Origin of the sequence: Cupriavidus pauculus, from assembly GCF_003854935.1 — a bacterium.
Taxonomy (GTDB): Bacteria; Pseudomonadota; Gammaproteobacteria; order Burkholderiales; family Burkholderiaceae; genus Cupriavidus; species Cupriavidus pauculus_C.
Map to the genome: position 1 here is coordinate 240,789 of NZ_CP033971.1, position 22,974 is coordinate 263,762.

19 protein-coding genes and 1 pseudogene are annotated in these 22,974 nt (G+C 58.9%); 4 read left to right on the plus strand and 16 right to left on the minus strand.

Annotated features, from left to right (window positions below; all coding sequences use genetic code 11):
• Window positions 1-63: 63 nt before the first annotated feature.
• The 8 genes from EHF44_RS27775 to EHF44_RS27815 all read right to left on the minus strand — a co-directional run bounded on the left by EHF44_RS27775 (window position 64) and on the right by EHF44_RS27815 (window position 9,450).
• Window positions 64-4,098, minus strand: a complete 4,035-nt coding sequence (locus EHF44_RS27775) for a tetratricopeptide repeat protein (RefSeq protein WP_124686982.1) — start codon at window positions 4,096-4,098, stop codon at window positions 64-66.
• An 83-nt stretch (window positions 4,099-4,181) separates the two neighbouring features.
• A complete protein-coding gene (locus EHF44_RS27780) occupies window positions 4,182-4,367 on the minus strand; it encodes a hypothetical protein (RefSeq protein ID WP_124686983.1) in 186 nt (61 codons plus the stop codon).
• On the minus strand, window positions 4,364-4,630 hold the full coding sequence (locus EHF44_RS27785; RefSeq protein WP_124686984.1) for a hypothetical protein: 267 nt from the start codon (window positions 4,628-4,630) through the stop codon (window positions 4,364-4,366). The genes EHF44_RS27780 and EHF44_RS27785 overlap by 4 nt, the downstream gene beginning before the upstream one ends.
• Before the next feature lie 328 nt (window positions 4,631-4,958).
• On the minus strand, window positions 4,959-6,722 hold the full coding sequence (locus EHF44_RS27790; protein WP_124686985.1) for an SIR2 family protein: 1,764 nt from the start codon (window positions 6,720-6,722) through the stop codon (window positions 4,959-4,961).
• An 82-nt stretch (window positions 6,723-6,804) separates the two neighbouring features.
• Window positions 6,805-7,647: a cell envelope biogenesis protein TolA gene (locus EHF44_RS27795; RefSeq protein WP_124686986.1), complete on the minus strand. Its 843-nt coding sequence runs from the start codon at window positions 7,645-7,647 to the stop codon at window positions 6,805-6,807.
• Between the two features lie 512 nt (window positions 7,648-8,159).
• Window positions 8,160-8,369 (minus strand): HEAT repeat domain-containing protein, encoded by a 210-nt coding sequence (locus EHF44_RS27805; RefSeq protein WP_124686987.1) that lies wholly within the window; start codon window positions 8,367-8,369, stop codon window positions 8,160-8,162.
• Between the two features lie 512 nt (window positions 8,370-8,881).
• Window positions 8,882-9,256 carry a type II toxin-antitoxin system VapC family toxin gene (locus tag EHF44_RS27810; protein ID WP_124686988.1) on the minus strand — a complete coding sequence of 125 codons (375 nt, stop codon included), beginning with the start codon at window positions 9,254-9,256 and terminating at the stop codon, window positions 8,882-8,884.
• Complete coding sequence (locus tag EHF44_RS27815) at window positions 9,253-9,450, minus strand: type II toxin-antitoxin system VapB family antitoxin (protein WP_124686989.1); 198 nt, start codon at window positions 9,448-9,450, stop codon at window positions 9,253-9,255. The genes EHF44_RS27810 and EHF44_RS27815 overlap by 4 nt, the downstream gene beginning before the upstream one ends.
• A gap of 267 nt (window positions 9,451-9,717) precedes the next feature.
• On the opposite strand from EHF44_RS27815, the pseudogene EHF44_RS27820 reads away from it, so the two are divergent.
• Window positions 9,718-9,883 (plus strand): annotated as a pseudogene (locus EHF44_RS27820) (DesA/ISL3 alpha bundle tail domain-containing protein); the annotation flags it as partial.
• Window positions 9,884-10,573: 690 nt separating this feature from the next.
• Here the strand turns inward: EHF44_RS27820 and EHF44_RS27825 are convergent.
• Window positions 10,574-11,881 carry a tail fiber protein gene (locus tag EHF44_RS27825; RefSeq protein WP_216644012.1) on the minus strand — a complete coding sequence of 436 codons (1,308 nt, stop codon included), beginning with the start codon at window positions 11,879-11,881 and terminating at the stop codon, window positions 10,574-10,576.
• Window positions 11,882-12,124: 243 nt separating this feature from the next.
• Here EHF44_RS27825 and EHF44_RS27830 point away from each other — a divergent pair, with 243 nt between their 5' ends.
• Window positions 12,125-13,186: a tetratricopeptide repeat-containing glycosyltransferase gene (locus EHF44_RS27830; RefSeq protein WP_253700435.1), complete on the plus strand. Its 1,062-nt coding sequence runs from the start codon at window positions 12,125-12,127 to the stop codon at window positions 13,184-13,186.
• A gap of 202 nt (window positions 13,187-13,388) precedes the next feature.
• Here EHF44_RS27830 and EHF44_RS27835 read toward each other — a convergent pair whose 3' ends face one another.
• Together EHF44_RS27835 and EHF44_RS27840 are read right to left on the minus strand one after the other, a co-directional pair.
• Window positions 13,389-14,240, minus strand: a complete 852-nt coding sequence (locus EHF44_RS27835; RefSeq protein WP_124686991.1) for a 3-keto-5-aminohexanoate cleavage protein — start codon at window positions 14,238-14,240, stop codon at window positions 13,389-13,391.
• Window positions 14,241-14,269: 29 nt separating this feature from the next.
• The gene (locus EHF44_RS27840) at window positions 14,270-15,595 is read right to left on the minus strand and encodes an aspartate aminotransferase family protein (RefSeq protein ID WP_124686992.1); all 1,326 of its coding nucleotides are present in this window, start codon (window positions 15,593-15,595) and stop codon (window positions 14,270-14,272) included.
• Window positions 15,596-15,843: 248 nt separating this feature from the next.
• Here EHF44_RS27840 and EHF44_RS27845 point away from each other — a divergent pair, with 248 nt between their 5' ends.
• The gene (locus EHF44_RS27845) at window positions 15,844-16,740 is read left to right on the plus strand and encodes a MurR/RpiR family transcriptional regulator (RefSeq protein ID WP_124686993.1); all 897 of its coding nucleotides are present in this window, start codon (window positions 15,844-15,846) and stop codon (window positions 16,738-16,740) included.
• 96 nt (window positions 16,741-16,836) lie between these two features.
• Here the strand turns inward: EHF44_RS27845 and EHF44_RS27850 are convergent, their stop codons facing one another.
• The 5 genes from EHF44_RS27850 to EHF44_RS27870 all read right to left on the minus strand — a co-directional run bounded on the left by EHF44_RS27850 (window position 16,837) and on the right by EHF44_RS27870 (window position 21,644).
• Complete coding sequence (locus tag EHF44_RS27850; RefSeq protein WP_124686994.1) at window positions 16,837-17,742, minus strand: glutamate/aspartate ABC transporter substrate-binding protein; 906 nt, start codon at window positions 17,740-17,742, stop codon at window positions 16,837-16,839.
• Window positions 17,743-18,231: 489 nt separating this feature from the next.
• The gene (locus EHF44_RS27855) at window positions 18,232-19,521 is read right to left on the minus strand and encodes a type II toxin-antitoxin system HipA family toxin (RefSeq protein WP_124686995.1); all 1,290 of its coding nucleotides are present in this window, start codon (window positions 19,519-19,521) and stop codon (window positions 18,232-18,234) included.
• Entirely contained in the window at window positions 19,518-19,862 is a 345-nt protein-coding gene (locus EHF44_RS27860) for a helix-turn-helix domain-containing protein (RefSeq protein WP_253700437.1), read from the minus strand. Before EHF44_RS27860 ends, EHF44_RS27855 begins: the two co-directional genes overlap by 4 nt.
• A gap of 805 nt (window positions 19,863-20,667) precedes the next feature.
• Window positions 20,668-21,105: a GFA family protein gene (locus tag EHF44_RS27865; RefSeq protein WP_124686996.1), complete on the minus strand. Its 438-nt coding sequence runs from the start codon at window positions 21,103-21,105 to the stop codon at window positions 20,668-20,670.
• Window positions 21,106-21,386: 281 nt separating this feature from the next.
• Window positions 21,387-21,644, minus strand: coding sequence for a hypothetical protein (locus tag EHF44_RS27870; RefSeq protein ID WP_124686997.1), 258 nt, complete (start codon window positions 21,642-21,644; stop codon window positions 21,387-21,389).
• A 960-nt stretch (window positions 21,645-22,604) separates the two neighbouring features.
• Between EHF44_RS27870 and EHF44_RS27880 the strand changes: the two genes are divergently transcribed.
• A complete protein-coding gene (locus tag EHF44_RS27880) occupies window positions 22,605-22,925 on the plus strand; it encodes an H-NS family nucleoid-associated regulatory protein (RefSeq protein ID WP_124686999.1) in 321 nt (106 codons plus the stop codon).
• Window positions 22,926-22,974: the final 49 nt, after the last annotated feature.

Sequence of the window (22,974 nt, forward strand, 5' to 3'; positions counted from 1 at the left end):
TGAGCTCGTCCGACCACCCGCGAACCATTCAAGTAGCCGGAACAGGACCGATTTCGCTGCCTCTCAAACCTTCAACTCGCTTTCATGAATCAGATCCTGAAACGTCCGCGCAAAATTAGCAGACAAGTACATGGGACCTACCGTCCCGAACACAGGTACTACATCCACTTCATTTGAAATAATTGTAGGGATTTGCAACTGCTTGCCATCCTTTTGTGCTGCCTTCACGGCGACGTCGATCGCCTTGATCCAAAGCGCGCGTTTGCTTTTCCCTTGTTCGTGTGCGAAGGGATGGCCGCTCCTTGTGCCAATAAGCCCCTTAACGAAGTGCGTCAATTCTAAGCACAGCACAGCAGCCATACCGTCGGAATCCGCATCCGGACGGGAAAACAGTGGCGCGAACAGTCGGCGCACCATCGTCGCCATCGCTCCGACTGTACCGCCCCCGATCGTGACTGCTTTAATACTCTCCATCACTACGCCGAATACGCTCAGCAGATCAACCCTTGTGTCCGCCAGATAGCCCAATAAGTCTTTCATTGACGCACGTCGCAGTGCCTCTGACTGACGTAAGAGCCAGACAATGTTCTGGCTGTTAATCCCGACATGCGAGCGTCTTTTGGCCAAACTTGCAAAGACCAACATGTGGTAAGCATCGATGGGGAGTATTGCGCGATCCACCGCATAGTGACCGACCGCTTGGGGCCAAACACCAGGTATGTTGCCGAGTACCGAAGCGGCTTCACGTAATCGTCCGTCCAATGTAAGCAAGAGTCCGCCGTGCTCTAGACATACCAGCATTGCGTCATAAGACTCCTGATCAAGAAACTCGGCCAGCTTCATCAGTTCAGATGGCACATTCTCAATGCCCCATGCCGGCACAACCGTGCAGGTGCTTTCGATGAACGCCTCTACCCTACGCAAATACCCGAGCCTTGCGGCCCGAAAGCTCTCGTTATACTCGATCATGGAGATTTCGCCGTCCACTTCCTGGAGCTGCCCCATCTCTTGAGGATTGCTGGCAGTCTCGATCAGCGACTTGAGCGTACTTACAGCGGAACTTGAAATTATCACTTCCTTAAAGAAACTCAACGAGGCTTCGGCCCCGGTCGAGAGCAGTTCATTTAGGGCCGGCAAGTCGACAACCACGGGGCCGTCCCATTGACTCAACGATCTAAGTGCGCCAATTTCCTCGTCCTGTCGCCCGGAGCAAACGTAAAGCGGGGGTGCAAATAGTGGCCAGTCCGAAGTCATTACAGCGACAGAAGTGCCCATCGCTTTTGCGATTGCGCCGAGCGGAATAGGCCCTTCGCCGTAGACGGAAAAAACGCTTTTCGCGCGCTCGTTCCTACGTCTCAGCATCGAAAGGATTTTGCTCATGTCAGGGATGCCGTCCGCGCCCATTGTGATTGGTACCGAAACGATGGAACTGCTTCCAGTAAAGGATTTTGCAATCACGTCACCCGCAAGCGCACCCAGAGCGCGGTAGCACGAGTCCAGGCGAACGACTTCGTACTGCTTCGAACCGCCGAAGGTGTCCCGAATGGATACGGTGTCACCGACTCGTTTCCCCAATAGCAGTGCGAACGGTTGGCCGCTTGGTATGCCGAACGGCTGCAACAAGGGAAGATCATCGATGCCGAACGGATCGAAGATAACGCTTCGTTCGACGCCGTCGGCATCCTTAAGTGTTACCGCCGTCCCGCCAGTGATTTCGACGGGTGACTCGGGGAGCGAGCCAGCGGGCAGCCCTATGAGGCGAGTAAGAAATGCAGACGCCGATTGTTCACTATGGGCATCGAGCCTATATTGCCGATACAACCGTTTCAGCCCTCGCTCAGCCTGTCCGTTACTTATCTCAATTTGCGAAAGTTGGCCTATCGACGTGGGGTTACCTCCCACCGTCAGACGTATGTCCGACGACAGCAGCGCCCTCGCCTCATCGCGCTTTCCTTGGCGCCACAACACATTGAACCTGAAGACCCATGCTTCGCTGCGATCCGCGTGTTCCAGTAGCTGGCGTTCCGAAAGCCGTGACAGTTCTTGCCAGTCATCGGCAGCTTGCGCCAACTCCACTGCAAGCGAGCGGACGTTCGGATCGTCCATCGCGTGTTGTGGCATCGCTCTCAGCATGAGGAGCGCTTTTTTTCGAGCATTGGTGCGAACATAGGCTTCGAACAGCGTTTTATGCGGTTCGCTGACGTACCCTTGCGGCAAACACCGCTCCAGCAATCGAATCACTGATTCATGTTGTCCAAACATCGCGCATAATTGCGCCACCATGAACCTCTGTGCGGTATGCGCGCCGTCACTCACGGCGTCCACCAGTCTTTCCAGACTTCGAGTGGCCCATACACATCCGAGCTGGTGTGCCACCCTAACGGCAATAGTGCGGGCAGTAAAACTGTGGGTCGAGTCAGTCCACCGCTCTGAGAGCCGCGGCATGACCTCCGTCTTCTTCCCCAAATTTACCTGGCACAGCCAACGATAGACAGTGAGTAGCTCTTGCGCTTCCGATGACTCTTTCACGTCATTCAGCGAAGCGAGCAGTGTCGCAACACGTTCAAGAATGGCTTCGTCCCCTCTGTTGGCAGCCATTTCTGCTACCACGAGTTTTCCGTCGATCGCCAAAGCATCAAGATGCGCAGTGCCGAATTCATAGGCGCTGTCGCGTTGCTCACTCCTCAACAAAGCATCAATGCTAACCCGTAGCAACTCGTCGTCTTCGGGAAAACGCGCCACGGCCTTTACCAACATTTCTGCCGCCGCTTGCTGCTCGTCCAACATGAGCATCGCGTAGCCCATGGCAACTACCGTTTGCGGTGTTGTCACGCTGTCTTGGCGGGCCCACAAAGTGTCGTGCTCACGGAACGGCTCAAGCGCGGCTCTAAGGCCGTCCAGAACTTTCTTGTCAACGACACCGACGCTCGCGAGCGCTCCGCTAACCAGTGCAGTTTGCACCAGCGCAATCAACCGGAGGGAAAGGACTTCGAACGAAGCTCTTCCGCCCTTAAGGGCCCGCTCTACGAATTTCAGGCCGTCATTTGGCTTGTCTTGCAGAATGGCCAGCCAGCCAAACGTATATAGAACGTCTGCGTCGTTCTTAAACTCTGGCGGCACATCTTTGCGCCAGCTAACCGGATGGCGGACTTGCACGGAAAGTTGAGCCCAGATTATGAAAATGCTGCGCGAACCGGGGAATTGGTCTTTCGCCTTTCTCGCGATTTCCCATGCTTCCGGAACGCGATCCGTTAGAAGAAGTCCACGTATCCGATTGGCTACCGCCTTGTCATCCTCCGGTGTAAGAGCAAACGCCTGCTCGAAGTCCTGTGCGGCGAGTTCGAGATGGCCTGTGAGCCAGTAGCAGTGGCCCCGCTGGGTGTACCACCTGCACTTCTGGTACACATCAAAATCATCGATACTAGCTGCAAGGCCCTTTATCGATTCGAGCGCGTCACGCACGCGCCCGTCTTCGATAAGTCGCTTGATTGCTTCCAGTTGCCCATCTACGAGCTTATTGAGGGAGTCGGTTCGAGGGGCCGATATCAATTGTGCGCCAGCACCGGCGCCGGCGGTCCAGGAATGCGTTACGCCTACCTGTTGCAGTAAGGCGTCCAGCTTCCGACTGGTCTCGTAGAAAGCTCCACCGGGCTGATGGGGTGCCAACTGCGATTGCAATTCAGGATGGCCCCGGACCAGGCTTTCAATTGTTTCCCAAAAGGCTAGGGCAACTGCGAACTTACCCTCCGCTTTGCGGCGATCGCTAAGCTCAAGGGCGTAGGCCAACAGCTTGGCGTCATTGCGAGCGGTGGTCGCTATGATCAGATGATCTATGGCGACGGGACCTTTCTCCGCAAGACCAATCTCAGCATCGATGATCGGCTTCGTTAGTTTCCCAAACGACTTGTGCTTGCATTGAACGCCATATCTCTGGCCGTCGGACGTGAAGAATATGTCAACGCCGTGCTGCTTTTGTCCAGAACGCCCGTTTTTTGACGCCGTCATATCACGGTAGACGACACGATAGACCTGATGGCAGAGGTCCTCGAAATCTTGATGCGTGCTTGGATAAACGAGCCCGGTACTGTAGGAGAGCATGTGCGTGGTTATGTAATTTTTATCGGGCAACTTTCCAACAAAAAAGCCTCCCGAGGGAGGCTTCCGACAAATTGGTTTTGAATCTAGCTCACGGCGCGCAGACGTCGGCCTGCCAGCACGGAGCCGCGCACCGTGGGCTCTTCGACTTTGCTCCGCCGGGCCGCCGTGGTGCGCGTCCCCAGGGCGAATGCCGCCAGTCGCGCACGGAGAGCTTCCGGCGATTCGAACTGCACGTTCTTGCGAACTCGACGTGTGGTGTTGGCTTTCATGGTTCCGCTCCTTCGGCTGCTGCGGACAATTCCTCCCGCAGGTCCCACTCAAGTCTCTCGATTTTACCTTTTTTCTTGACTTCGCGGTGAAAGCCAAGTTCCTTGTAGTAGGAGACCAGTTCCGGAACCGGACGCTGCAGTGAAGCCATAGTGCAGCCAAACGCTGCGGCACAGAATTCCAGATTCCGAATAGCCACTTTTGCAACCTGCCCCTTCAAAGGGGTGGGTTCTGGCGCACGGCTAAGAAGATGGATCCGCGACATCGCGCCGGGAAATCGGACGGAAGCTCACGCGAGCACCCAGTTCGAGCGACAGGGCTCACTGGCCGATTGGCCCCAGCCAGTTCCCGGCGCATTTCGCAGCGTTGCTCGGCATCCTCCCATTCGGCACGACTAGCAGCCATGCGGGAGGTGGCGGACGTCACGGATGTCATATTGCATTCCTTCGACCCAATAACTTTGAGAATCCAACCCAACAATTGTGAGACACAATTTCAAGTGACCGATGACCCCCATTGATCATTTGTCGCGCCGGAATCACCTAACTACTCTTATCAATATGCGACAAATCGAAGCCGCCGCTGGGGCACGTTCACCGCCAACTTTCAGTCGCTATCACCCCGCGGAATCCCCTCATGAAGAGATCGAGGCGCGCTCGCTCAGTGCGAGCGAAGCCAGCCGCGAGGAGTTCGTCACCCCACTTCCCTGCCAACTCGTCGACAATCGGCGCCGCAACCAATTCGTTCCAAGACGACAGCCCTACCGGAGTCCGGTTGCTAAAGTCCGTATTCAGACCTCGCTCGAGCGCGGTCTGCTCGTGAAGGTCTGTGTATGCCAATGAGGCCAGAATTTCGAAGCGGGCGAAGTTTGGTGTTATGTCGTGCAGCACGCCCATAAAAGCGTGGGACCAGGTGCTCAACACGGACAGAATGCGGTCCGACGACGGCGTCTTGTGACGCTCCTTACCAGGAAAATGGCTGAAGTGCTCAGCTCCCGCCCATGCCCACGCGAATAGTGCGTCTACCATTCGACGTACTCCACGATGGTCGCGTGCCAATTCTGCGGTCAACAACCGCTGGAGAGTTTCCCACTGCCCGGCTCTAACGAGTCCGAGCCCATACGCTGAAAATATAAGGACAGCGGGATAGGTGCGGACTTCGAAGTAAGGGGGATAACCTGACTGTACTTCCCGGGCCTTTACGTACAAAACGCGAATCACGTCCAGCACCAACTCGAGGCTTCCGTTGTCACCCCAGCGACCGAGCACGCCAGCGACGGTAGCTAAAGCCTCGGTGCCCTGCTCGTTGGTTTCCACGTACTGGCAGTAGACTTCTTTTTGATAACCGCCTTTGGGCGGATTTGCACGCTGCTCATCGAGGGTCACCGTAATGAGCGCTAGTTGATCGCGCACCAAATCTTCTAGCGGGATACGGAACTCGGGCTTGGCGACGTAGCGCCGCGCGCTTGCCACTGCAAGCCCGACGCTGGCGGGATCTGGAGCGCCAGTTTGAGCCAGCGTCTCCACGGACCGCTGCAACGCTTCCATGAATGAATCTGCATCGTCAATCGGAATCACGACACCTCGGCGATGATCAAGCAACTCCTGACCACGGGGCCGCAGGTGACCGCCTTGCGCGGCCCAAAAAAGCGGATAACGTCGGTTGACGGACCGCATGACCGCTGCACGCAATGCGTGATCCCATTCGCCCGACCAGCCGCACACGATCAATCCGAATTCATCCATGATGCGGTCAAGCAGCCGGTCGTATTCGGCAGGGTAGCCCGCCAGTTCAGCATCCGTATTTAGGATACGAGCGTCTTTGTAGTCGCCGTGTAGCTTGACGAGGTAGCAACTGGCATGGGAAAGCGGCACTGCCCCGGCCAGTGCATCCACTGAAGCAACCACAACCGGCTCAACGCCTTCGTCGCGTAGAGCATTCTCCATGAGCCGATCGAAGTTCGTTGTCAAGATGACCCGGATGTAGCCGGCGCGGACTAGGCGTGCGATAGCCCTATGCGCCCGGGTAGGAAGCTTTTTACCGGCGGCGCGGTCCTCCGTCGACGGCTCGATGTAACCATCCAGAATGGCCCGACGTTCGGCCGCTGTATCCGCGAGATGCTCCAAGAGTTGCGAGTAATTCGGCTCGCCACCATATTTCGCCGTGTACCAGGCTGCCCAATCGGCGTGCTCCGGCTCGCCCTGTACCTGGGCAACCCTACGCACTAGATCAAGGGTAATCTCCCAACCGGTCGGAATAGCGGCGGATCGCGAGATTCCGGAGCCTAACAGCACGGCATGGACGCCTCGGTTTTCAAATATCGAAAAAGCGAGCTTGGTAGTAGCGTCAATTTTCACGGCGTTCCGTTATTAGAAGGAAACAGCGCCAATTCTAAGTGAAAGCGACCACACACCGGCTCCACCGTGCGCCCTGAACCGTTCAACTGCTGCGGCCTCGCAGCGCGTGACGATAGGCCTCGGCGCCGGCACGCGCCGTCTTCAGTTCCTCTTCCAGAAAACTCACCCGACCGGCCAGTGCATCGCGCTCGGCGCGGTAGGCCTGCCGCACGTTATCGGTCTCCAGCGCCCGCCGACGCTCGGCCGCCGCCTGGCGCTCGCCCATGTGCGCCAGCTCGGCCGTCGCCGCCTGCAGCGCCGCGACCAGGCCTGCCTCCTTCTCGGCCAGCGCCGCGCGCGCGGCGGCCAGTGCCGCCTGCAACGACCCCGCCTCGGCCTGCGCCGCGCGGCTGGCCGCCTCCGCGGTCGCCGCGCGCTCGCGCAGTTGCCGGTTCTCTTCTTCCAGCCTGGCGACCCGCTGGGTCAGCAGCGCCGCTAACGTCCCACTTGCATTGCCCTCCTCGCCCGCTGCGGCTGCGGTGGCCATGGGCAGCGGTCTCGCCGTCGCCGGCACGGCGACGGGCACGCGCGGGGCGGCCGCACCGGTCTCGTCCAGCGCGACGCGGATTTCCTTGTGCAGGAACGCCCGCAGGCCATCGTCGAGCAAGCCTCCCCGCTCCGCCTCGGCCGCCGCCGTGGGCGCGGCCTTGCGCTCGGCGATCACGGCGGCCACGGTCTGGCCGCTGGGCGCGCGGGCCACGCCGGCGGCGGCCAGTAGCCGCCGGTAGACGGAGGCGCCAAAGGTACGACCGGTGATCCGGTCGATCGCGTCGAAGGCGCGGCGCAGGAAGGCGCGGTTGTCGGCGTGGGCGACGTCGAGCTGCTGCAGCGCGCGGGTAATGGCGAGGAGTTCGGCGTCGGCAAAGGCGGTAGGGGTGCGGGGCATGGGCGAACTATCAAACGAATACGGATAGTCTACCCTTTCTCGATATGTTTATCAGTATTCATTAACAGTACGATTTGTCATTATCCCACTAATGACAAATAGCCGCACCGCGGAGCCGCCCCCGGCCTGGGTTGGCGGGCGCCGACCGCGGCTTCCGTTACTCGATTTGCCGCCGTTTTTCCGCTCGCGAATGATCTGCCCGCGCTGCCCACCTCACCCGAACGCCGCGATGTGCCGCCAAACGCCAGCGCCAGTCCGGTGCTACCGGCTGGTCAGAACCGACGCGCAACTGGTGCGCCCCTGGCTCGACACCAAATACGCGGCGAGCCTCGGCATCCGCGCCAGCACACGTGCCCAGTACAGCGGATGTGCGGCGGCTCAGAATATAAATTCCCCACGCAGCCAAAAATTTCTCAACGTTCGTCGTCGACAGAACTTTTCCTATTGCAATGGCAACCTGCAAATAAAAAACCGCCACAAGGGCGGTGATGGGTCTCGGTTCCCCGTAAGGTTCAGCGCTGAGTTGCTTGGCCCAAGGCGGTAGCAATGATGCCCCGCTCTTCTGACGTTCTTGATTTACCAAGTGCCGCAATCAGTTCCGCTCGTGCCTCCTCTCCGCCGATGTAACCCAGCCCAGTCGCCGCACCTCCGCGATCTGCGATGTTCTTGCCATTGTGAAGTAGGTCGATCAATGCTTTCAGGGCATCTTGAGTCGTAGCCATTTTCGTGTGGAATCAAAATTGATGGGGGATCAATGTCGCACATCAGATCGCATCTGCCCATCCATGTTGCGAATTGCGCAAGAGAAGCCTTCTTATCTCTGTAGCAAAGTTTTGGAGCGCTGGAGGTCGAAGAAGGTCGAAATGTAGCGGGTCGCCGCTACCAGGCGAGCTGGCTCTGCTCGCGTCGCTACCAGCCAGTCAGAAGAAAAAAACCGCGTCAGTGACGCGGTTTAAGGGATCAGATCGAAGCGGTCTTCCAGCAATCAATGCTGACGAAGTGGCGGCGTATGCGCAACCCCTCCATGGTGCGGAGTAGCAAAAAAACCGCACACGTTAGGGACGCGTGCGGCGGCGAAGGTAGGGTGCCCCAACAGGAGCACGGCAAAGGTGATCGGCACATGTTGTCAAGCCACCGCCGGGGCGATTTCTCTTTAGCCCGCACCCATTGTGGTAAGAAGGCTTATCGCAATAGAGACACTTTCGGAAGGCCGAAAGCCGCCCTGTGAGGCGGCCTACTTTGACCGGTATTCCACGCCAAACCGCTCGCACAGTCCGGCCAACCGCTTGTCGAGCGTCCAAAGCCGCGCCTGCGGCGTCAGCAGGGCCGAAGCGAGCAGCATCACGTCCACCAGACCGCATCCGGCGCCATATAGCCGTTCTTGCTCCACAAACGCCATCGCCTCCGCAAGCGTGGCCTGGTTCGCCTGCTGGAGCAGGCCGACGCTAGCCAGCGTGCGGCTTCTCGGCTCCGGAGGCGTGCCGCAAGTGAGTTCGAGCAGCACCATCGGGTGCGACAGGACACGATCCGACTCCAGCAAGGCGACGAGCGCCGTGTTGCTGCGCTTGAAGTGGGAGACCCACACCGATGTGTCAACCAGCACCATCATAGCGACGGCGCCCGGCGAGGAATCTCCTGCATGTCGGGCTGCGCGCCACCCAGTGCGGCCAGCCGTTTAGCGGCTTGGACACGCACGAACGTTTTGATGGCCTCCCGAAACAGGTCCGTCCGGTCCATGGACGTGTCGGCCAACTCAAGGGCTTGCTCGTAGAGCGAATCTTCTATTGTGACGGTAGTGCGCATATCACCGCTCCAAAAATGATGCGATTTCGCATTAATTTTAGCATCAACCGTGCGATTACGGAAGCGTCTCTCAGGATGTAGACCGTCAGCAACGGCTGATTGGCCTGCAGCACCTCGTTCAGATGCACGGCTTGAGGGTCTCATGGTGTGGTGGCGCCCGATGGCTGCGGCGTGGAGGCGGTGGTCGACGACCTGGTGGCGCGCACGCCCGGGGCCGTGGCGGCGGTTCGCGCGCGACTTCCGGCGGAGTTTCCAATGCATGTGGCCGATTCCGAGCTGAAGCGACTGTGGTTCTACCGCCGCCCGGGATGGGCGCAGAAGGCTTGGGAGCAGTGGTGTGAACAGGCGCCAGAGCCGGATTCCTGCTCTCGGACTGTTCGCCCAGCGCCTGAAAGCCTATTGGCACGGCATCATCAGTGTTTGTCTTCAGCCAGATCCCACAGGGGGCCCATGAAGGTGAATTTAGATGACGTATGGCGCATGCCTAGAACTGCCGCCGGGCGGGACGGACAATCGCTGCCCCGCCGCTCATTTGCTCGCGCGGCTTCACACAAAGGCGCTCAGATTTAACTTCTCTGCGCTTAGTTTCTTGAGGAGTCGCTCGGCTGCATAAGCCGACGATGCAGGGTTTTGGCCTGTAATCAGCAGGCCGTCGCTTACGTACGTACGTGCCACTTAGATTTCAACGCGGCTACGTAGCTCTCTCCGACCTTGGCTGGCGCTAATTCAACGCGACTACAACATGGCGCCGCCGGGCACGGGTCAGCCATCCTCAACGGCCTGCAAGAAGCCGCCGACAAGCTGGCTGGTTAGCACAAGAGGATCAGCAAATTGGCGGAGGCCAACATCCTTAGGCTCAGGTGCCGCATCGCCTTGCCATTCGCACGCAGCAGCATCCGAACGTACAGGGCCAACCCCGCTCAATCGATGGCCCGCTCCTCCCTCCGCGCAGCTAACTCCCAGTCGGTGGGCCCAGCGTTGCCGCGCCCCTCGCCGGGATGGTGCCCTTGCGCCGACGCCCGGTAGGAAGGTCTCATTTGGGGTGACGCTCGAACCTGATCTGCATGGCATTGGGACATCTGGATTTCATGCTCGTCAGGTGTCCCATCGGGAAAGAACTCTTTTACGGGCGACTCGGGAAGATTCCCTGTGTGCAGATCACGTAGTACAGGCCGGTCGGCTCTAGCGCCCGGAGATCCGGAAGCCGGAAATTGGTGACGCCATCGCCGCCGAATTTGACCCCCAGCAGCGCAAACAGTGCCTGGTTGTTCTGAATGCTCAGGACGCGCCCGTCGGCACGCACCCCACCAGCCGCGAAGCTCGCGGCGGAGAGCCATACCGTGGCCATCGTGCAGTCGCCGCTGACGCCATCGCCCACGGAGGGTTCGTTATTGCCCAACCCGGGAACCGTGCCGGCCGGACCTGTGGCGCCGGTTGCGCCTGTGGAGCCCGTCGCACCCGTCGCACCCGTTGCACCCGTTGCACCCGTTGCACCCGTTACACCCGTTGCACCCGTTGCACCCGTTACACCCGTTGCACCCGTTGCACCGGTCGCGCCCGTTGCGCCTGTCGCGCCATTTGAACCGGTGGCGCCGGTCGGCCCAGTCGCACCGGTTGCGCCGTTGGAACCCGTATTGCCCTGAGCCCCCGTTGCGCCGGTCGGACCCTGCGGACCCGTCGCTCCGGTCGAACCGTCCACACCGTTCGCGCCCGCAGCACCAGTTGCGCCCGTTGCACCCGTCACGCCAGTAGCGCCAGTAGCACCCGTTGCGCCAGTGGGGCCAACCGGCCCCACCCTGCCCTGCGCTACATCGCTCGATAGCGCTGCCAGTGTCAAATTGGTCAGCTTGAGCTTTGATGCGATCTCTTCCAGGCGATCGTCGTAGTTATCGCCGTTGCGGGGATTGAACTTCTGGTTCAACAGGTTCAGAGAATCGGCGTCGACACCCAGCGACGACAGGCGCTGCTTAACCTGCGTGATGGCCAGAGCAAGCTTGTCGCTGGCGGCTGCGGCGGAGACCGTCGAGAAGCTCGCGAAGAATGCTGCTGTATCGGCATTGCCGGTCGCGGCCGCGACCACCAGCTCGGTGATCGGCGTGACATTGGTGGTGCCGGCGCTTTCGATGTACGAATGCAACACTTCGCCTGCGGCTGTAGTTACGCGCAACACGCACGGCAGAGCCAGATTTGCAGTGGAAGTGCTCCAACTGCCGTCCGTCCCAGTGGTGACCGTCGTCTGACCGCTGACGCATTTGACCGTCAGCGCCGCGTTGGTGATGGGCGCACCCGTGGCTGCAGTGCCCGAAATAGTGGCTGCCGGCAGTGCCGTCGGAGTGCTGGCGCTGGTTCCTGAGTCGTCGCCACCACCGCAGCTGGCAAGAAGTACCGACGTGGCGATCGAAAGGGCGGCAGCCCATTGCTGTTTTTTCATTTTTCCCGTTCCCGTGAGAGTGGAAGATTTCTGAGGATTTGGCCTCCGGAGCGGTATGCGCGGCCGCTGCTCGTGGCGGCCAGCATGTTAGCGATGACTGGATCAAACGGGGCATTGCATTTTCACCCCCCCTCGGAGGGGCAGACAGGCCGCGCACATGATTCGCGAACGACCAGCAAAGCGGGTATGCTTTGCCCGGATTTTTGCCACTCGGAGTCTCACGTGCCCCGCATTTGCCTAAACATGATCGTCAAGGACGAAGCTCCAGTGATCGAGCGCTGTCTGGCGAGCGTGAAACCGTGGATCGACCATTGGGTCATCGTGGACACGGGATCAAGCGACGGCACGCAGGACACGATCCGCCAGTTCATGGCAGACCTGCCGGGCACACTGCATGAGCGGCCGTGGTGCGACTTCGCGCACAACCGCAACGAGGCCATGGCGCTCGCCCGCACGGCCATGGAAGGTGCGGACGACTACCTGCTGTGTATCGACGCCGACGAGACGCTGCGCATGGACGTCGATTTCGCATGGCCCGATCTGCAGGCCGACGGCTACCAGTTCCGCTGCGAGCTTGACGGCTGGCATTACTTGCGCAACGCATTGGTACGCGCGCGCCAGCCATGGCGGTGGGAGGGCGTGCTGCACGAATTCCTAACGCAGGACAGAGCGCACCGTTGGGATGTGCTACCTCATGCCACCATTGTCGTATCGCGCGACGGCGCACGCGCGCGTGATCCGCACACGTATCTGCGCGACATCGAGGTGTTGGAGAAGGCCGTCCGCGAGGCGCCCCGCAATACACGCTACCGATTCTATCTGGCGCAAAGTTGTCGCGATGCGGGTATGTTTGACGAGGCCATCCGCCATTATGAGGCACGCACCGCGATGGGCGGCTGGGAAGAGGAAGTCTGGTTCGCCCGCTATCAGATCGGCGCGCTGCGCGAACGCCGCGGCGACGCTCCGGCCGTAGTGCAGGCGACCTATCTCGATGCCTACCAGCTGCGACCCACGCGCGCGGAGCCGCTCTGCGCGCTGGCCCGTTACCACCGGCTGCGGGGCGAATTCGCGCTTGCGCACCTGTTCGCGCAGCAGGCCGCCGCCATGCCGCGTCCAGCCGACACGCTGTTTATCGACGATTCCGTCTACACCTGGCGGGCAATCGATGAACTCGTCGTGAGCGCCTATTACGTTAGCGCCATCGAGCAAGGCCGCCTGGCGCTGCAGCGGCTGCTCGAAGAGCGGCAGTTTCCCGAAAGCGAACGAGCCCGCATTGAGGCCAACTGCCAGTACTTTGGCATCTAGCGCAATGCGCGTGTTAGGGCGCCAAATACTGGATCGAACGCTCCTCTAGAAGCCGCAGCACACGCGTAGCGGTATCCACATCCTTTTGAGAATATCGCCAAGCAGCCTCACTCTTAGCGCTGACGTAGCCCTCTCAAGACGCTCCGCAACCTGCTTACCCTCGCGAGTTAGCTTTATAAGCTTGACCCGCCGGTCGTCGATATTACTGGAAGGTCAAGCTTCTAAGGGTGTAGGCGTCCATAGGGCTGTACGCCAATGCATCCACAGTCTTTCTCACTGCCTGCAACAGAGCCGCATTGTTAGGTGCAACCTGCCCCGTCGGCAAGAGCATATTGTTCTCAAAGCCGATTCGTGCGTGCCCGCCTAAAAGCACGGATGCTGCTGCGCAATCGGCTTCCAGGTTCCCGAATGCACACACCGCCCACTGCGTCGCAGTCTTGTCCATTCCCGTTGCCTTCCAAGCAGCCAGAAACGGCAGCAGATCAGAAGGGGATGAGGTTTGGCCCACAGAATAGCGGCCAAGCACGAAGAGCACCCAGTGCCCATCCTTCGGAATATGACCATCTTTGCGAAGCTCGGCGTATCGGTTGACGTCATCCGCATCGTACAAAATGTACTGAGCAACTACCCCTTCACTACGCATCCATTGGAAGAATTCGCCAGCCGTATTTCTGCCGCTCTCGTCGACCTGCACGAGTTCCCTGATTGCAACGGACGCCGCTTCCGGCCTCAACGTCTTGATCGTCGCAATTTGCTGCGACGGTTTATAAACCCCAACGGCCTCCGTTGTGAGCTGAATCACAAGCCGATCGCCCACCGCCTTCCGGATTGCAGCAACCGCGGCTTCGTAGTGTGATACTTCCAGACTATGCGTGAAATCCGCCTTCCTCACGTGCAGATGGATCATTGCTGCGCCAATGTCCAGGCACTCCTGGGCACACCGCGCAAGCTCCGACGGAGTGATGGGCAACTGCGGATGGTCCAGGTGCGTCTTTCGCGCGCCATTCGGCGCTACCGCCAAGGCATACTGACAACGTTTCGTCGAGTTAGTCATGGGTGTTCATCTCACCTCAAAGGACGCATTCAAAGTGGCAGTACAGCAATGACAGACATCACAAATCGTTCGACGATTTGCTCGATATTGTCCTCGGTACTGATGAAGGGCGGAGCAAAGAGAACGTGGTCGCCACGAATCCCGTCGACCGTCCCGCCCATGGGGTAGATGAGCAGACCATTCTGCATCGCTGTCGACTTCAGCTTGGCGTGAAGCTTGAGCGCGGGGTCGAGGGTTTCTTTCGTCGCGCGATCAGCCACAAACTCGACGCCGACAAACAGACCCCGACCGCGGACATCTCCGATATTCGGGTGAGCACCCAACACTTCACGCAATCGAGCACGCAGTTGCTTGCCACGGGCCTGTACATTCTGCAAGAGCCGCTCTTCAACAATCGTTCTTTGCACAGCGAGTGCTGCAGCGCAGGCTGTGGCGTGCCCGATATATGTGTGGCCGTGCTGAAAGAATCCGCTCCCTTGAACAATTGCGTTGTAGATCCGGCCAGAGGACAGCATAGCCCCAATCGGCTGGTAGCCTGCACCCAAACCCTTGGCAATTGTCACGATATCGGGGACGGCGCCATCCTCTTCGCAAGCGAACATATAGCCAGTACGCCCCATGCCCGACATCACTTCGTCCAGGATCAGGAGTACACCGTATTTATCGCATACCGCGCGAATCTTCTGGAAGTAGCCCCCGACAGGCGCAACCGCGCCGGCGGTCGCTCCAACCACGGTCTCCGCAACGAAAGCCGCGACGGTCTCCGATCCCAACTCCAGGATCTTAGCTTCCAGCTCGTCGGCTAGACGCTGCGCATACTGTTCGGCGGATTCATCTGCTCGCTGATCCCGATAGGCATAGCATGGCGCCACGTGATGCGACGGTACCAACAACGGCAGAAACGGCTCACGGCGCCATGCGTTACCGCCGATAGCAAGGGCTCCCAGAGTATTCCCATGGTAGCTCTGCCGACGAGCGATGAAATGCCGGCGCTCGGGCTGTCCGATCTCTACAAAGTACTGTCGCGCCAGTTTCAAAGCAGCTTCGACCGCTTCCGATCCGCCCGAGACGAAATAGACGTGATTTAGATCGCCTGGCGCTGCTTCAGCGAGGGTCTCGGCCAGAGTCTCCGACACCTCGGTAGTAAAGAAGGACGTGTGCGCGTAGGCGATGTTATCCACCTGCTGCTTGATCGCGCCGATCACGCGCGGATGCCCGTGTCCCAAGCACGAAACCGCTGCGCCACCCGAGGCGTCGATGTAACGCTTGCCCTTATTGTCGATAAGCTCAACGCCTTGTCCGGCTACCGCAATGGGGAGAGACTGCCGCGGATTGCGATGGAATACCTTGGTCATAGTTTTATATTTGGGATCGGACGAAAAACCTGCTCCGCACCAGGGAGAGATCGAAGGGCTCTGAGAGGGAACACCTTCGATGTGCAAAGTATAAGTAAGCAACTGGCAATTTGCAACGTTTGTTGCTCGCAGGCAGTTTGTTGATACGCGCAGATCATTTACAAGGGCGGCTTGTGGATCAAGAAAGCCTGCAAACTGACTTTGCTTGTGCAACAATCGTTACATGCCAAGGCAAGATGAGCTAGAACATGAAAGAAGCGACCACCATCGAACCGCCGAACAACCTAGAGGAGTTGCTGAGCCAGATGAGGGAGCAGTTCCCCAGTCTCAGCACTCAGTTTCAAAGCGGCGCGAGGTATTTACTCGATCACCCCCAGGAAATCCCTCTGCTGTCGATGCGCAAGATCGCAGCCGATGCCGGCGTTCAACCTGCCACTTTGGTGCGACTTGCCCAGCATCTTGGTTTTGAGGGCTGGCAGGCACTCCGCCAACTATTCGTGGATTCCGTACGTGGGGGCCCACAACCTTATGCAAAGCGCGCTCGGAAGGTTGTGCAAGGTAGCAGCGCAAGCCGCATGCTGGCGGAAATGCTCGATACCCAACATCGAAACCTAGATGTCACGCGAGATACCAACTCCGCGGCAATGTCGAAAGCGGTCGAACTCCTGAGCACTGCTGCCAACGTGCATGTTGCCGGCTTCAGATCATGCTTTCCCATCGCCTTCACGTTGCACTATGTTTACCGGCTTTTTAGGCCGACCGTGCATCTGATACGCGGCGACGCCGGGACTTTGGAGATGGAATTGCGGGCCTTGACCGGAAAAGATACGGTAGTCGTCACGAGCTTCGCGCCATATAGTGCAGAAATCGTGCGCGTCGCGGACGCTGCGCGCGATGCAGGCTGCAGCGTCGTCGCGCTCACTGACAGCACAGTAGCGCCCATCGCGCTGCGAGCTGACTGCACGCTACTCTTCTCGAATGACAGCCCATCCTTCTTCCCATCAATAGCCGCAGGCGTTGCTTTGGCGGAGGCGCTCGTGGAGCAATTGCTGGCCAAGAAAGGAAAGGGCGCCATCAAGGCGCTTGAGCATACGGAAGGCCAGCTAAATCAGACAGGCGCGTATGTCCAAAACGGGCGCCGTTAGCTGTTCTGAGTTGGCCGTTGTCGGCCTCGGGCAGCCGACAACGGCAAATGTATCCGAGAAAGACCAGACTTTTTTGGCCTGGTCCGTCCAGACGCTTTATTCGAAGGCCTCGTCGTTGGGTTGTTCGTAAGCCTTCTTGACCGCCCCGCTCATCGGGAAATCGAAACTAATGTTTTTCGGCGGAACTGGTTTGTTGAACCACTTATCGTACATAGCGTTGATCTCACCGCTTTTCATCAGCGCGGTGATCGTTGAGTCGACGACCTTTTTGAACTCCGGGTCTTCCTTCCGCATCATGAATCCGTAGGCTTCGTACGACTGGGGAGTGCCGACGACAGTCCAGTCCGAAGGATTCGGAGCGAGCGTCTTGGCTCCTGACAGCAGGACGTCATCCATCATGAAGGCCGCTACTCGGCCGGACTGGAGAATCAAGAACGATTCGCCATAGTCCTTCGCGCTCTGAACTGTGATATTCGACTTCTTCTCGTCATTGAGCCTGCGAAGGATGCGCTCCGACGTCGTCCCCGCGTTGGTGACGACCGTCTTTCCCGCCAAATCCGAGAAGTCTCGGACGGGGCTATCTTTCTTGACCAACAGTCGCGTCCCAGCGACGAAAAATGTCGTCGAAAATGCCACTTGCTGCTGACGCGACTTGAGGTTTGTAGTAACGCCGCACTCCAAATCAACGGTTCCATTCTGCACCAGCGAGATCCGATTCTGCGACGTCACTGGAATCATTCGCACCTGCAACGTGGAAACACCCACTTCTTTCTTGACCGCCGCAATCACTCTGTCGCAGATATCTTGAGAGAATCCGACGACCTTCTGATTGGCATCGTAGTAAGAAAAAGGAATCGACGAAGTCCTATGCCCAATGGAGATCGCTCCGGACTCCTTGATGCGAGATAGTGTAGGACTCTTCGACGCGTCCGCTGCGGACACAGCAGGCGAGCACACAGCCACCACGACGATGGCGACTGCGGCGAGAGCTTGAGTTCTCATGGTTGACTCCTAGGTAGCACTGTAGATAGACCGCATTGCACTCATGCTAAGGCATGTGCAACATATGTTCTATCATGGATACCTATGAAACATATAAATCGCACCGAAACGGGTTGGCGACCGTGACGAGGTGGAGAGCACCACCTATCTCTTCACGCTTCTGGTGCAGGGTGGCTCTTACTCGGTGCTACCGGCGCTGGCACACCAGCGCATAGCGTTTCCAGGCTTGATCGTTCGCGAACTGCATAGCCTTGGGCTAGCGCGGGAGTTGTGGTTTATCAAGCGACCGTTGCGGTCGCTTTTACCCAGCGCGCAGCGGCTGCTGGAGATTCAGAGTGACGCCCTCGCGGGGCAGGAAATGCGAGAGGGGTCCCATTGCGGGCGGCTTTCCGGCCGCCCTACGTGGCAGCGCGATTAACTTGCGTCTCGGAGAACACCTGCTCGACCACGTAGCCAAGGGGGAGAGACCGGATGGCCCCTAGCGCGACACTACAGTCGGCCATTTGACGCTGATGACAAGCGCTCGCTATAGGCGAACGCAGAATGTGCGTCCGCAATCAGGGAATCCAGGTTGGGTCCTGTCCCGAGGATTGGCTTGGCTGCTTGGCGCAACATGGTTTCCCAGTGTTCGGCCACAAGTCGCGCCGTTAGCGAAATCCAAGACATAGCTGCCTCCCGATCTATACCGAAATGGCTGGCTGCGCTCGAAAGCCGTTCCACGCTGGCTCGTGCGAGTCCATCCGCACCAGTCGCCATAGAGAGCACAGGAGCGTCAGCACCGCCGGGCTGCCGGGCCGACATTACTGGCGTGATATCAAATGCCGGTGCAAGGCGCCAGCTGCGTTTGACACCGCCTTCGTGGATGAGGCCATGATTCAAAGGGTGATCATCCGTATTGCCCACCAGCGCGTTGAAAACCATCCGTCGCCATAGTTCTTCCAACTGTCTGGCCAGGTCGTCACGGCCCTTCGCCCAAACCCGCAAGGCATCACCAAAATTGAGATAAGACCGCCGCGGATCGCCACGCACCGCATCCAAAGGCAGCCGGAGGACCGTATGTGCGCTCGCGAACAACCGGCGCTGAGGCCGATACGGGTCGCCCCTGCGATCAAATCGCTCTACGAGCAAGACTTGATGGGAACCAAAGGTGTGCAATACCACTGGGGCGACATCAAGGCCCGCCATTTGCGCCAGGCGCATCGCGACGAATTCCCGAGCCGGCATAGCCGAGCGGTCACCACGATCCTGCATTTTGGCAAGCCAGAGCCGTCCATCGTGCACCAGTGTCGCCTTTGGCCGCTCTCCACCCGCGCTCGTATCTAGATCAGCGTTAAGTCGCCGTAGCGCGCGACTTGCGGGATCTGCCGCATCCAACTCTTCCGCCAGGTATTGAAGCTCTTCCAAACCTTTCGGCTTCCACGCAAGCTTGCGTTCGATCTCTGTGCATACCTCAATCGCACCGACACCATCAGGCACCCCCCGCTCGAGCAATTCGAAAGGTGTGAGCTCCTTTCCAGCATGAGCCATCAGACGGTCCGCACCGTAGCCGGCCGGCTTTGCGTCGCGAATTACCCCCGGAAGGCCGTCCGCAGCGGCTATTGCAATCCCGCGAGCATTGCGCACAAGCCGAAGTTCAACCGGATCAAGCGGAACCGCGTCGTCCCGAGAAAGATAATCGCGGGAATAAACAAAGCGCGGCGTGCCTTCCAGAGTTAGGTCTGCCGCATGAGTCGGGCTGTCCTCTCCGGGGAGCCATGCCCAAACCGGAACGCCGTTCATCTCCGACGGCCCAGTTGCCGTTCGGCAAAGGCAACCGCTTCAGGATCGTCTTTTGGATCGAGCAAGTGCTCCAGTTGGTCCAGCAGTTGAAGCCCCTGCATCACCTTCAGAAAGTTGCCCATCGACACACCATCCGCACCATCTTCCAACGACCGGAGCGTCGACGGAGACACGTCGGCGAAGGCGGCCAATTGTTCTTGAGTCATTTCGCGGAGCTTGCGCGCGACGATCAGCCGCTGCCCCAACCGCTCAAGGGCTGCCTTGACCAGGACAGGGGTGTGTTTGGGCGTGCGACGTGGAGGAAGCGAAGGCATGAGGGGAAGATAGGCAAAAATCGCCATAATGTCAACGAAAAATGGCGAACAAACAATGCCGCTATGTCGGAAAATGAGCTGTGGGAGCTGGGGCGGCGAAGTGGAGGCGACAGTGTTCGGGAGGCGATGAGTGCAGAATTCAGCACCTAGCGCTACTGCCTCCGTCGGGCATTGGATCCGGCCGCCCCGGTGCTATCACTGCTGCCCACCTCTGGCGCCGCCCGGGCGCGATGATCTCTTCGGTTGGCGCCTTACTGTTTGCTAGCCAGCATCGCCCGCAGTGAGGTCATACGCCGCATCCAGGTAACCTTGCTCGCCGCGTTTCTGAGGCCGACCACCTAGCACGGACGAAATCCTTCAGATCCTCGACCTGTTGGTCCTTGATGGCTTTCGCATGGATGTTGATGTGCCATGCATCCCTGTCGGCCTGTGTCGCAGTGAAATGATCCTCGATGTAGGGATAAGCCTCCGGTTGCCGAGGCGCCACGGTCGGAAGGCCTTCCTAGTCCAAGCGTTTCCCGAGGACGTGGGCCTGCTTAGCGTCGTGCAACGCAAGCAATCGCTCCTCGTATGCAACCTGCTGGGTCGTATCATGCAGCGCGGCATCATGCGATATCGAGACAGTACCGGTTCCCGATTCCGAATCGCCGATTGGTAAGCCCACACGATTTCCCAGGAGAGCGTGTTCTTTGCTCCTGGACTTGCGTCGATGGCGCCTCGCACACCCTGCCTCGTGAAAGGGCCAGTCTTGTAGTGGTGTGGACGTTCGCCGTTGGCACCCGGGCAAGATCGATTAGCATGGCTTGCCGCTGTCCCTCGAACTCCCGGCGGATCAACCAGAATGGCCCGTGGCCGCCGCAAAGCGCAGAATTCCCGCCTGCCGTGCCCGCCCTCCTGTGTCATTGGGATGATTGACGCCATCCATGACCGGCACCTCGTCGAAGTCGAACGGACTGACGCCGTCCAAGCAGGCTACGTTCACCCCAAGCAAGTTTGGGTCTGATCGCCGTTGCAGGTGCGTGTGAATGCCGCAGCAAGAACAGAAGAAATGCTGGGCCGCTCCCGTGTTGAAGCGGTAGCTGCTTAACGCCTCATGGCCACGAAGTACCTTAAGGTCACTAGACTTCGCCGCGACGACCACAGCCCCTCGCATCCGGCAGTATGAACAGTTGCAGCGGCGAACCGAATCGAATCCTTCGGTGAGTGTTACCTCGAAACGCACGGCCCCACAATGGCATTGCCCGCTTCGCTTGCCTGTATCGGTCGTCATACTGAAGATCCTCCACCTCTAGATGTCTACCAGCCACCGCGGCGACATAGTTACCGACGGGTGAGCAGTCCGCCGCAAAGAAACGGAAAGCAGGATATCCAATCCTATGCGCGATCGACAAACCAGAAAAGGTGGGGCTTGGGATCAGAAACTCTCTCCCGACCTGGAACCGAGTGCCGCAGGTGGCCACGCGCGTCCAGCGCTTGTTGCCCCAACTGCTCGGCATGGACTGACAAGGACAACGGAGCAGACGGCAATTCGACCTGCCCCCCCCGGACACATCAGTTCACCAGCTCGGCTCTAGCAGCAAGGCGAAGACGCTCCGCCGCTTGGACGGCGCTATCGCCAATCTGAGTCCATTCCCAATCGGAATGCCACCACGCAATGAACGAAGCGGCCTCGGCGACACTGTCAGCCTTCACAACCGCAGTGACATTGGCAGAGACGGATTCCCACCACTCTCTACCTTCCGTATCTTTGGCGAGCGGGTCAATCGCCTCCCGATATATCGCCTTGATCTGCTCAAGCGTCAGTTCCATGGCTCACCTATTTGCGTTATCGACCGAAAAATGATGACAGGTAGTTTACTGCGCCATCCTCCACAGCAACGCCGTTGAGGCGCCGCATGTGTGAAAGATATCCCTGCAGGGAAGCATTCGTGGTTTCCGACCGGTAAAGCTTCGCCCTGGCCACCATGTCCTCGCAGTTCGCACACAGCGAGTCGCCGTTTGGCATGACCCACCCTTCAGCGATCTTGCGATTACAGCAGGCACAAGTACGCCGGGCACTGACAGGCGGCAGGACAGGTTTCCCGGTGCGGGGACTGGGTATGCGCAGGTCAAAGCGAGTTAGTGGGGCCATGTGCTAGTCGAAGCGTTCTTGTCGGTCCCATTGTACTTGCCGGGCCACGAGGTCAAGGTTTCATGCACGCTTGATACTCCCGCTGCCCTTTGCACCTGCGGCGGCCATTTTTCATGGATGCAGCGTTGTATATTCACACGGTCGCCGCTGTGCCCGTGCCGGCTCCGTCGGATCGCGTACGCTTGGCCAACCCGGACGGCGCGATGGCGGCCAGCCAGTCGGACATCTGGCTCGCACAACCCGCTATCATGATGTTGTGAACATGCTGAGCGGTGACTCCCGGCTCCCACCGAAATGAATCGCGGTCTTACAAGGAAAACAGTCGAGGTGTATGAGTAGGAAACAAGTTGCAGCCCTGGCCCCAGGGCGATACTGGGCCGTTCCTCACGCGCCCTTTCCGCTGGACGGTCCAAACGGACATGACGAAGTATTTCCGGGCGCTGAATGCATCAGCGACGGACTTTGGGTGACTTTCGTTCGCAACGGTGAAGAAGTATGGGCATGCAACGCGACGTATGCTTCGGCCCATTTCGATTGCGAACCGATGCCGTCGGCTACGCCCGCCGACGGCAGCTAGGCCCGAAACGCCCTGCCTCACTAGTACGGAACTTTTTTATTTCGCCAATTACATACTCCGTATGCCTCAAGCAAACCCGTCCGCCGCCAAGCAAAACTCGGTCGGCAACCCATTTCCGGCTTCGGGGGATGAAGCCTCGCAGCGCGACAAGAGCGATGCAATCCTTTGGATTCGCACAGCCATGGCACGCCATGGCATTACGCTGGCTCAGCTTGAAGCCATAGGTTGTTTTGAGTCGAGCACAGCTCGCCATGCAATGCATGGACCAGCGAAATACAAAGACGCTCAGGGCCATTGCTGGGACGGAATAGGCGAACTTCCAGAGTGGCTGCAACGAGCCGTATGCGCAGGGCAATCCATCGATCATTTTAAGATTGCCTAGCCATAGGAAGACAGTTTCAACCAGCCGTGTTCGCGTCCATGATTCGCTG

Coding starts and splice junctions, on each gene's coding strand:
- EHF44_RS27775 (WP_124686982.1), bottom strand. CDS start 4,098: ATGCTCTCCTACAGTACCGGGCTCGTTTATCCAAGCACGCATCAAGAT.
- EHF44_RS27780 (WP_124686983.1), bottom strand. CDS start 4,367: ATGAAAGCCAACACCACACGTCGAGTTCGCAAGAACGTGCAGTTCGAA.
- EHF44_RS27785 (WP_124686984.1), bottom strand. CDS start 4,630: ATGTCGCGGATCCATCTTCTTAGCCGTGCGCCAGAACCCACCCCTTTG.
- EHF44_RS27795 (WP_124686986.1), bottom strand. CDS start 7,647: ATGCCCCGCACCCCTACCGCCTTTGCCGACGCCGAACTCCTCGCCATT.
- EHF44_RS27805 (WP_124686987.1), bottom strand. CDS start 8,369: ATGGCTACGACTCAAGATGCCCTGAAAGCATTGATCGACCTACTTCAC.
- EHF44_RS27810 (WP_124686988.1), bottom strand. CDS start 9,256: ATGATGGTGCTGGTTGACACATCGGTGTGGGTCTCCCACTTCAAGCGC.
- EHF44_RS27815 (WP_124686989.1), bottom strand. CDS start 9,450: ATGCGCACTACCGTCACAATAGAAGATTCGCTCTACGAGCAAGCCCTT.
- EHF44_RS27825 (WP_216644012.1), bottom strand. CDS start 11,881: ATGAAAAAACAGCAATGGGCTGCCGCCCTTTCGATCGCCACGTCGGTA.
- EHF44_RS27830 (WP_253700435.1), top strand. CDS start 12,125: ATGATCGTCAAGGACGAAGCTCCAGTGATCGAGCGCTGTCTGGCGAGC.
- EHF44_RS27835 (WP_124686991.1), bottom strand. CDS start 14,240: ATGACTAACTCGACGAAACGTTGTCAGTATGCCTTGGCGGTAGCGCCG.
- EHF44_RS27840 (WP_124686992.1), bottom strand. CDS start 15,595: ATGACCAAGGTATTCCATCGCAATCCGCGGCAGTCTCTCCCCATTGCG.
- EHF44_RS27845 (WP_124686993.1), top strand. CDS start 15,844: ATGAAAGAAGCGACCACCATCGAACCGCCGAACAACCTAGAGGAGTTG.
- EHF44_RS27850 (WP_124686994.1), bottom strand. CDS start 17,742: ATGAGAACTCAAGCTCTCGCCGCAGTCGCCATCGTCGTGGTGGCTGTG.
- EHF44_RS27855 (WP_124686995.1), bottom strand. CDS start 19,521: ATGAACGGCGTTCCGGTTTGGGCATGGCTCCCCGGAGAGGACAGCCCG.
- EHF44_RS27860 (WP_253700437.1), bottom strand. CDS start 19,862: ATGGCGATTTTTGCCTATCTTCCCCTCATGCCTTCGCTTCCTCCACGT.
- EHF44_RS27865 (WP_124686996.1), bottom strand. CDS start 21,105: ATGACGACCGATACAGGCAAGCGAAGCGGGCAATGCCATTGTGGGGCC.
- EHF44_RS27870 (WP_124686997.1), bottom strand. CDS start 21,644: ATGGAACTGACGCTTGAGCAGATCAAGGCGATATATCGGGAGGCGATT.
- EHF44_RS27880 (WP_124686999.1), top strand. CDS start 22,605: ATGCCTCAAGCAAACCCGTCCGCCGCCAAGCAAAACTCGGTCGGCAAC.